7 protein-coding genes are annotated in these 9,226 nt (G+C 43.8%); all 7 read left to right on the top strand.

What is annotated here, in order from left to right:
* Window positions 1-1,705, top strand: a 1,705-nt coding sequence (gene rpoB, locus KHB02_RS24985; protein ID WP_241114075.1) for a DNA-directed RNA polymerase subunit beta, incomplete at its 5' end; no start/stop codon positions are given.
* 127 nt (window positions 1,706-1,832) lie between these two features.
* Complete coding sequence (rpoC, locus tag KHB02_RS24980; RefSeq protein ID WP_213148276.1) at window positions 1,833-5,432, top strand: DNA-directed RNA polymerase subunit beta'; 3,600 nt, start codon at window positions 1,833-1,835, stop codon at window positions 5,430-5,432.
* A 134-nt stretch (window positions 5,433-5,566) separates the two neighbouring features.
* Window positions 5,567-5,815, top strand: coding sequence for a 50S ribosomal protein L7ae-like protein (locus KHB02_RS24975; RefSeq protein WP_213148275.1), 249 nt, complete (start codon window positions 5,567-5,569; stop codon window positions 5,813-5,815).
* 103 nt (window positions 5,816-5,918) lie between these two features.
* Window positions 5,919-6,341, top strand: a complete 423-nt coding sequence (rpsL, locus tag KHB02_RS24970) for a 30S ribosomal protein S12 (RefSeq protein WP_213121087.1) — start codon at window positions 5,919-5,921, stop codon at window positions 6,339-6,341.
* A gap of 39 nt (window positions 6,342-6,380) precedes the next feature.
* Window positions 6,381-6,851 carry a 30S ribosomal protein S7 gene (rpsG, locus tag KHB02_RS24965; RefSeq protein ID WP_213148274.1) on the top strand — a complete coding sequence of 157 codons (471 nt, stop codon included), beginning with the start codon at window positions 6,381-6,383 and terminating at the stop codon, window positions 6,849-6,851.
* A gap of 48 nt (window positions 6,852-6,899) precedes the next feature.
* Window positions 6,900-8,981: an elongation factor G gene (gene fusA, locus KHB02_RS24960; protein ID WP_213148273.1), complete on the top strand. Its 2,082-nt coding sequence runs from the start codon at window positions 6,900-6,902 to the stop codon at window positions 8,979-8,981.
* 127 nt (window positions 8,982-9,108) lie between these two features.
* Window positions 9,109-9,226 (top strand): GTP-binding protein (locus tag KHB02_RS24955; protein ID WP_241114076.1); only part of this gene is annotated, 118 nt, incomplete at its 3' end.

The following is a 9,226-nucleotide window of genomic DNA, read 5'->3' as shown; positions in this document are numbered from 1 at the left end:
GGCTGCAACGGCATGTATTCCGTTCCTTGAAAATGACGACTCCAACCGTGCACTGATGGGCGCAAACATGCAGCGTCAGGCGGTCCCATTGATGCAGCCTGAGGCGCCAAGAGTTGGTACCGGCATGGAATATGTCTCCGGAAAAGACTCCGGGGCAGCGGTTGTTTGTAAGCATGATGGTATTGTGGAACACGTTGAAGCCCGTCAGGTATGGGTGCGTCGTGTGAAAGAGATAGATGGTCAAGAGGTTAAAGGTGACCTCGATAAATACCGGATGTTGAAATTTATCCGTTCCAACCAAGGAACATGCTATAACCAGCGTCCAATTGTGGCTGTTGGCAACCGTGTCAAAAAAGGCGAAATTCTTGCTGATGGTCCATCTATGGAGCTTGGCGAATTAGCGTTAGGAAGAAACGTTCTTGTTGCATTCATAAATTGGGATGGATACAACTATGAAGATGCGATTATCATGAGTGAACGTCTTGTAAAAGACGATGTCTATACTTCTATTCATATCGAGGAATATGAATCTGAATCTCGTGATACAAAGCTTGGACCAGAGGAAATTACTCGTGATATTCCTAACGTGGGTGAAGACGCCCTTCGCAATCTTGATGAGCGCGGTATTATCCGCATTGGTGCAGAAGTAAAAGACGGAGACCTTTTAGTTGGTAAGGTTACACCAAAAGGGGTAACAGAATTGACAGCTGAAGAACGTCTCTTACATGCTATCTTTGGTGAAAAGGCTCGTGAAGTCCGTGATACTTCTCTTCGTGTTCCACACGGCGGAGGCGGTATTGTTCTGGATGTAAAAGTCTTTAACCGTGAAGATGGCGATGAACTGCCTCCAGGCGTTAATCAGTTAGTCCGTGTCTATATCGTTCAAAAGCGGAAAATCTCCGCAGGCGATAAAATGGCGGGACGCCACGGGAATAAAGGGGTTATCTCAAGAATTTTACCGGAAGAGGATATGCCATTCCTTCCAGATGGCACACCGGTTGATATTATGTTAAATCCATTAGGGGTACCTTCTCGGATGAATATCGGGCAGGTTCTTGAGCTTCACTTAGGTATGGCTGCCAGAGCTCTTGGTATTCATGTTGCAACGCCAGTTTTTGACGGTGCACGTGAGGAAGATGTATGGGCAACGATTGAGGAAGCCGGCATGGCCCGCGATGCCAAAACGGTTCTTTATGATGGCCGTTCGGGTGAACCATTTGATAACCGTGTATCAGTCGGGGTCATGTATATGATTAAGCTTGCTCACATGGTTGACGATAAATTGCATGCACGTTCAACAGGTCCTTACTCACTTGTTACACAGCAGCCGCTTGGCGGTAAAGCCCAGTTTGGCGGACAGCGTTTCGGTGAGATGGAGGTATGGGCGCTTGAAGCATATGGTGCTGCATACACGCTGCAGGAGATTCTTACGGTTAAGTCGGATGACGTGGTTGGCCGGGTTAAAACATATGAAGCCATTGTAAAAGGCGAAAATGTTCCAGAACCGGGCGTTCCTGAGTCATTTAAGGTATTAATCAAAGAACTTCAAAGCTTGGGTATGGATGTCAAAATCTTATCCGGTGATGAAGAAGAGATTGAAATGCGCGATATGGAAGATGAAGAGGACATACAACAAGTCGACACATTAAACATCGTTCCTGACGCACCAAGCTTTGAATCCGAAAAAGTAGGTTCAAAAGAGTAATCCATTCTTAGTTTAAGCGCACTTAAGAGAATAGCTCCTGCTGTGAACAAGCTATTGCTGTTCCTTGGTGCGCTTTTAAGCTTTTATATAAGGGTAAAACCTGGACATAAATAGGGAGGTAGGCCCCTTGCTGGACGTTAATAATTTTGAGTACATGAAAATAGGTCTTGCATCACCGGATAAAATCCGCTCTTGGTCATTCGGTGAGGTTAAAAAACCTGAAACCATTAACTATCGTACGTTAAAGCCAGAAAAGGACGGTTTATTCTGCGAAAGAATTTTTGGTCCGACAAAGGATTGGGAATGTCATTGCGGAAAGTACAAGCGTGTCCGTTATAAAGGTGTTGTCTGTGACCGATGCGGTGTAGAGGTTACTCGTGCAAAGGTCCGCCGCGAACGAATGGGGCATATTGAACTTGCCGCACCTGTTTCGCATATCTGGTATTTTAAAGGCATTCCAAGTAGAATGGGGCTTGTTTTAGACATGTCTCCAAGGGCGCTTGAAGAAGTCATTTACTTTGCTTCATATGTAGTGACAGAATCAGGTGACACTGCTCTTGAAAAGAAACAGCTATTATCAGAAAAAGAATATCGTGCCTATCGTGAAAAGTACGGTAATAAATTCCAAGCATCTATGGGTGCAGAAGCCATCAAGAAACTGTTGTCAGATATCGATTTAGACAAAGAAGTTGATGGTTTAAAAGAAGAGCTTAAAACAGCTCAAGGCCAACGCCGTACACGTGCGATTAAACGTCTTGAGGTTCTCGAAGCATTCCGTAATTCCGGGAACGAGCCATCTTGGATGGTATTAGATGTTCTTCCGGTCATTCCACCGGAGCTGCGCCCAATGGTTCAATTAGATGGCGGAAGATTTGCGACTTCTGACTTAAACGATTTATATCGCCGTGTAATTAACCGTAACAATCGTTTAAAGCGTTTATTAGACCTGGGTGCGCCTAGCATTATCGTTCAAAACGAAAAGCGGATGCTCCAGGAAGCCGTCGATGCTTTAATTGACAACGGCCGCCGCGGCCGCCCGGTTACAGGTCCTGGTAACCGTCCGTTAAAGTCACTGTCCCATATGCTGAAAGGTAAGCAAGGGCGTTTCCGTCAAAACCTGCTTGGAAAACGTGTTGACTATTCCGGCCGTTCGGTTATCGTCGTAGGTCCTAATCTAAAAATGTATCAATGCGGACTTCCGAAAGAAATGGCGCTTGAATTATTTAAGCCATTTGTGATGAAGGAGCTTGTTGAAAAGGGATTAGCCCATAATATTAAATCAGCAAAGCGCAAAATTGAAAGAGTGTCCCCAGATGTTTGGGATGTGCTTGAAGATGTCATTAAGGAGCATCCGGTTCTGTTAAACCGTGCCCCTACGCTTCACCGTTTAGGGATCCAGGCATTTGAACCTACGCTCGTTGAAGGCCGTGCTATTCGTCTTCACCCGTTAGTATGTACTGCATACAATGCCGACTTTGACGGAGACCAAATGGCTGTGCACGTACCGCTTTCTTCAGAAGCGCAGGCTGAAGCCCGCCTTTTAATGCTTGCTGCCCAAAACATTCTTAACCCGAAAGATGGTAAACCGGTTGTTACTCCTTCACAGGACATGGTATTAGGAAACTATTATCTAACTCTTGAAAGAGAAGGTGCCGTCGGTGAGGGCATGGTGTTTAATGATACGGACGAAGCCCTTCTTGCCTATCAAAACGGCTATGTTCACCTGCATACAAGGGTTGCTGTTAATGCCGGTAAATTAGGAAATGAGACTTTTACAGAAGAACAAAACAACAAGCTGTTAATCACAACCGTTGGTAAGCTTGTGTTTAATGAGATTCTTCCAAAATCATTCCCATATATCAATGAACCAACTAAACACAATTTAGAGGTTGAAACACCTGCTAAGTACTTTGTCGAAAAAGGCGAGGATATCAAAGAAAAGATTAAAAATATGCCTTTGATTGATCCGTTTAAGAAGAAAATTCTTGGTAATATCATTGCGGAAGTATTCAAGCGTTTCAAAATTACCGAAACATCCAAAATGCTCGACCGCATGAAGGATTTAGGTTTCAAATATTCAACTAAAGCCGGTATTACTGTTGGTGTTGCCGATATCGTCGTACTTAAAGAGAAAGAGCAAATTCTTCATGATGCGCAGGCTAAGGTTGATAATGTTACTAAACAGTTTAGACGTGGTTTAATTACAGAGGATGAGCGTTATGACCGTGTCATCTCTATTTGGAGCCAGGCGAAGGATACTATTCAAGGTAAATTGATGAAATCCTTGAATAAGACTAACCCAATCTTCATGATGAGTGACTCCGGTGCCCGTGGTAATGCGTCTAACTTTACACAGTTAGCAGGTATGCGTGGTCTGATGGCCAACCCGGCAGGTCGTATCATCGAGTTACCAATCAAGTCAAGTTTCCGTGAAGGATTAACGGTATTAGAGTACTTTATCTCTACTCACGGTGCGCGTAAAGGTCTTGCCGATACCGCCCTTAAGACAGCTGACTCAGGTTACTTAACCCGCCGTCTCGTTGACGTTGCACAGGATGTTATTGTTCGTGAGGATGACTGTGGAACAGACCGCGGCTTTACTATCAGCGCTTTAAAAGATGGTACAGAGATTATTGAACCACTTGAAGAGCGTCTAATTGGCCGATATGCACGTACGCCTATTAAACATCCTGAAACAAAGGAAGTCCTTGTTCCGGAAAATGGCCTAATTACAGAAGACCTTGCCACTGTCATTGTAGAGGCTGGAATTGAAGAGGTTAAAATCCGTTCGGCATTTACATGTAACACCCGCCATGGTGTTTGTAAAAAATGTTACGGCCGTAACCTAGCGACTGGTCAAGAGGTCGAAGTGGGTGAAGCGGTTGGTATTATTGCGGCCCAGTCTATCGGTGAGCCAGGAACACAGCTAACGATGCGTACATTCCATACCGGCGGTGTTGCGGGTAACGATATTACGCAAGGTTTGCCGCGTATTCAGGAAATTTTCGAAGCGCGTAACCCTAAAGGGCAGGCTGTAATTTCAGAAATTGACGGTGTGGTCATCAGCATTAACGAAGGCCGCGACCGCCAGCACGAAATTGTTGTTCAAGGTGAAGTTGAGCAGCGCAGTTATACTGCTCCGTATACTGGCCGTCTAAAGGTTGCTGTCGGAGACCGGATTGAACGAGGTCAGGAATTAACCGAAGGGTCAATCGATCCAAAAGAACTGATTAAGGTAAAAGATGTAATTTCCGTTCAGGAATACCTGCTTCGTGAAGTGCAAAAGGTTTACCGGATGCAGGGTGTTGAAATTGGCGATAAGCACGTCGAGGTTATGGTCCGCCAAATGCTCCGCAAAGTGCGTGTCAGTGAGGCTGGGGATACAGATGTATTACCGGGTACGCTGCTAGACATTCACCAGTTTACGGATGCCAATGAATCAGCTTTACTAAACGGCAAAATACCGGCTACAGGGCGTCCTGTATTACTTGGTATTACCAAAGCATCTCTTGAAACTGATTCATTCTTGTCTGCAGCATCATTCCAAGAAACAACAAGAGTTCTTACCGATGCAGCAATTAAGGGCAAGCGCGATGAATTACTTGGTTTAAAAGAGAATGTTATCATCGGGAAATTGGTTCCTGCCGGAACAGGTATGCAGCGCTACCGCAAAGCAGAGCCAGTCCTTCGGGATACAACCTCAGAAGAGCCGGTAACAATTGATTAAATAAATGACAGAGGCTGACCTTCGTCAGCCTCTATTTTAAGAAAATATTTAAATGTTTTGTTGACAACTATTTTCTAAGATGTTACTATATCAAAGGTGCTCCTATACACCTGATACTTTGGAGGATAGCAATCATGTCTTATGAAAAAGTATTACAGGCGAAGAGTTTCATTATAGGGACAAAACAAGCAGTGAAAGCACTAAAGGAAGGAAAAGTCGAAGAGCTGATTATCGCGGCAGATGCTGACCAAAAAGTTACGGCACAGGTGGTCACAACAGCCCAAGACTTAGAAGTTCCTGTTCTGTATGTGGACTCCATGAAAAAGCTTGGTAAAGCATGCGGAATTCAAGTAGGTGCGGCCGCTGTTGCAATTATCCGTTAAAAACTGTTTTTGTAGATAGAGTAGTCTGCAAAAACTTTGTTTTTGCAAAAAAATGAACCACCTGGATGTGTGGGCTTACAATTAATGAAGGGAGGAAAAAAACATGCCTACAATTAACCAATTAGTGCGCAAGCCACGTCAGTCAACGACTGAGAAGTCAAAATCACCTGCGCTAAATAAAGGTTATAACAGCTTCAAAAAATCACAAACAAATGTATCTTCACCACAGAAACGCGGGGTATGTACTCGTGTTGGTACAATGACTCCAAAGAAACCAAACTCAGCGTTACGTAAATATGCTCGTGTACGCTTGACAAATGGTATCGAGGTGACTGCATACATTCCTGGTATCGGCCACAACCTTCAAGAGCACAGTGTTGTTCTTATCCGTGGCGGACGTGTAAAAGACTTACCAGGGGTACGTTATCACATCGTACGCGGAGCGCTTGATACAGCTGGAGTTAACAACCGTATGCAAGGCCGCTCAAAATATGGTACTAAGAGACCAAAAGCAGCTAAGAAATAATCATACTAAATAGAAGCTTCTTTGAAAGGAGGAAAAAGCATGCCACGTAAAGGTCCTGTAGCAAAGAGAGACGTGTTACCAGATCCACTTTACAATTCAAAATTAGTTACTCGTCTTATCAACAAAATGATGATTGACGGTAAAAGAGGTAAATCTCAAGAAATTCTTTACTCTGCATTTAATACAATCCGTGAGCGTTCTGGAAAAGAACCTATGGAAGTATTCGAAGCAGCAATGAAAAATATCATGCCAGTTCTAGAAGTAAGAGCACGCCGTGTCGGTGGTGCTAACTACCAAGTTCCAGTTGAGGTGCGTCCTGACCGCCGTACAACTCTTGGTCTTCGCTGGTTGGTAAACTATGCGCGTCTTCGCGGTGAAAAAACAATGGAAGAGCGCTTAGCGAACGAAATCATGGATGCAGCAAACAACACTGGTGCATCTGTTAAGAAACGTGAAGATACACACAAAATGGCTGAAGCAAACAAAGCGTTTGCTCACTATCGTTGGTAATCTAACCTTCAAATATAAAAACTTTCTACTAGGAAGGAGAAAGACCCAATGGCAAGAGAGTTCTCCTTAGAAAATACTCGTAATATCGGCATCATGGCTCACATCGATGCCGGTAAAACGACTACCACTGAGCGTGTCCTTTATTACACTGGTAAGATTCATAAAATCGGTGAAACACATGAAGGTGCTTCTCAGATGGACTGGATGGAGCAAGAACAAGAACGCGGAATTACAATCACTTCCGCTGCAACAACTGCACAATGGAAAGGCCACCGTGTTAACATCATCGACACTCCGGGACACGTAGACTTCACTGTAGAAGTAGAACGTTCCCTTCGTGTACTTGATGGTGCGGTAGCAGTTCTGGATGCTCAGTCAGGTGTTGAACCACAAACTGAAACAGTTTGGCGTCAAGCAACAACTTACGGAGTACCACGTGTAGTATTCGTAAACAAGATGGACAAAATCGGCGCAGACTTCCTGTACTCTGTAAAAACATTACATGAGCGTCTGCAAGCGAATGCTCATCCAATTCAGTTACCAATCGGTGCTGAAGATCAATTCTCAGCTATCATTGACCTTGTGGAAATGAACGCAGTATTCTACGGAAACGACTTAGGAACTGATATTGAAGTTCGTGATATTCCGGAAGAACACCGTGCGCAAGCTGAAGAATATCGTGAAAAATTAGTTGAGGCAGTAGCTGAACTTGATGAAGAGTTAATGGAAAAATACCTTGGCGGAGAGGAAATCTCAAAAGAAGAGTTAAAAGCCGCAATCCGTAAAGGTACAGTTAACGTTGAATTCTACCCAGTTATCTGTGGATCAGCTTTCAAAAACAAAGGTGTTCAGTTAATGTTAGATGCAGTTATCGATTACCTTCCATCTCCATTAGATGTACCTGCCATCAAAGGTCATGCTGTGGATGATGAAGATGAAATCGTTGAGCGTCACTCAAGTGACGAAGAGCCATTCTCAGCTCTTGCATTTAAAGTTATGACAGACCCTTATGTTGGTAAATTAACGTTCTTCCGCGTTTATTCTGGTACTTTAGAGTCTGGATCATATGTTCAGAACTCAACTAAAGGCAAACGTGAACGTATCGGACGTATCCTGCAAATGCACGCAAACAGCCGTCAGGAAATCTCAAAGGTTTATGCCGGTGATATTGCTGCTGCTGTAGGTTTGAAAGATACAACTACTGGTGATACTCTATGTGACGACAAAAACCTTGTTATCCTAGAGTCTATGCAATTCCCTGAGCCAGTAATTCAGCTTTCAGTTGAACCTAAATCAAAAGCTGACCAAGACAAAATGACAACTGCTCTGCAAAAGCTGCAAGAAGAAGATCCGACCTTCCGTGCACATACTGATCAGGAAACTGGACAAGTAATCATCGCTGGTATGGGTGAGCTTCACCTAGATATCATCGTTGACCGTATGCGTCGTGAATTCAAAGTTGAAGCTAATGTAGGTGCACCGCAGGTTGCTTACCGCGAAACATTCCGTGCTTCTGCACAAGTTGAAGGTAAGTTCGCTCGTCAGTCTGGTGGACGCGGTCAATACGGACACGTTTGGATCGAATTCTCACCTAACGAAGAAGGAAAAGGCTTCGAGTTCGAAAACGGTATTGTCGGTGGTGTTGTTCCTCGTGAATACATCGCTCCAGTCCAAGCGGGACTTGAAGATGCGCTTCAACGCGGTGTTCTTGCTGGATATCCATTAGTTGATATTAAAGCAAGACTATTCGATGGTTCATACCATGATGTTGACTCCTCTGAAATGGCGTTTAAAATTGCCGCTTCATTGGCACTTAAAAATGCAGCATCTAAGTGTCAGCCAGTAATCCTTGAACCAATGATGAGGGTAGAGGTTGTAATCCCTGAAGAATATCTTGGGGACATTATGGGACAAATCACAGCACGTCGTGGACGTGTTGAAGGTATGGAAGCTCGTGGTAACGCACAAGTTGTTCGTGCTATGGTTCCTCTATCAGAAATGTTTGGATATGCAACTGCGCTTCGTTCTAGCACACAAGGTCGTGGAGTATTCTCTATGCACTTTGATCACTACGAAGAAGTACCTAAATCAGTTTCTGAAGAAATCATCAAAAAAAATAAAGGTGAGTAATTGATTTTTACTTATCTTTAAAGTATAACTACTTATGTAAGAATGGAAACTGTGAAACGAGGACAACCTCTTTACAGTTTCCGCTTAAATATACTTAATTTTTATAATCCAAAGGAGGATTTTCCAAATGGCAAAAGCTAAATTCGACCGTTCAAAGCCACACGTTAACATTGGTACAATCGGACACGTTGACCATGGTAAAACTACTTTAACTGCTGCAATCACTTCTGTACTTGCTAAGCAAG

It is taken from the genome of Neobacillus citreus (genome assembly GCF_018343545.2).
Lineage (GTDB): Bacteria > Bacillota > Bacilli > Bacillales > Cytobacillaceae > Neobacillus > Neobacillus citreus.
Note: the sequence above shows the minus strand (reverse complement) of the source record. Positions and strands in the feature narration are given on the sequence as shown.

What these genes read in the sequence shown, in the direction of transcription:
- KHB02_RS24975 (WP_213148275.1), top strand. Translation starts at nt 5,567, where the DNA reads ATGTCTTATGAAAAAGTATTACAGGCGAAGAGTTTCATTATAGGGACA.
- fusA (WP_213148273.1), top strand. Translation starts at nt 6,900, where the DNA reads ATGGCAAGAGAGTTCTCCTTAGAAAATACTCGTAATATCGGCATCATG.
- rpsL (WP_213121087.1), top strand. Translation starts at nt 5,919, where the DNA reads ATGCCTACAATTAACCAATTAGTGCGCAAGCCACGTCAGTCAACGACT.
- rpsG (WP_213148274.1), top strand. Translation starts at nt 6,381, where the DNA reads ATGCCACGTAAAGGTCCTGTAGCAAAGAGAGACGTGTTACCAGATCCA.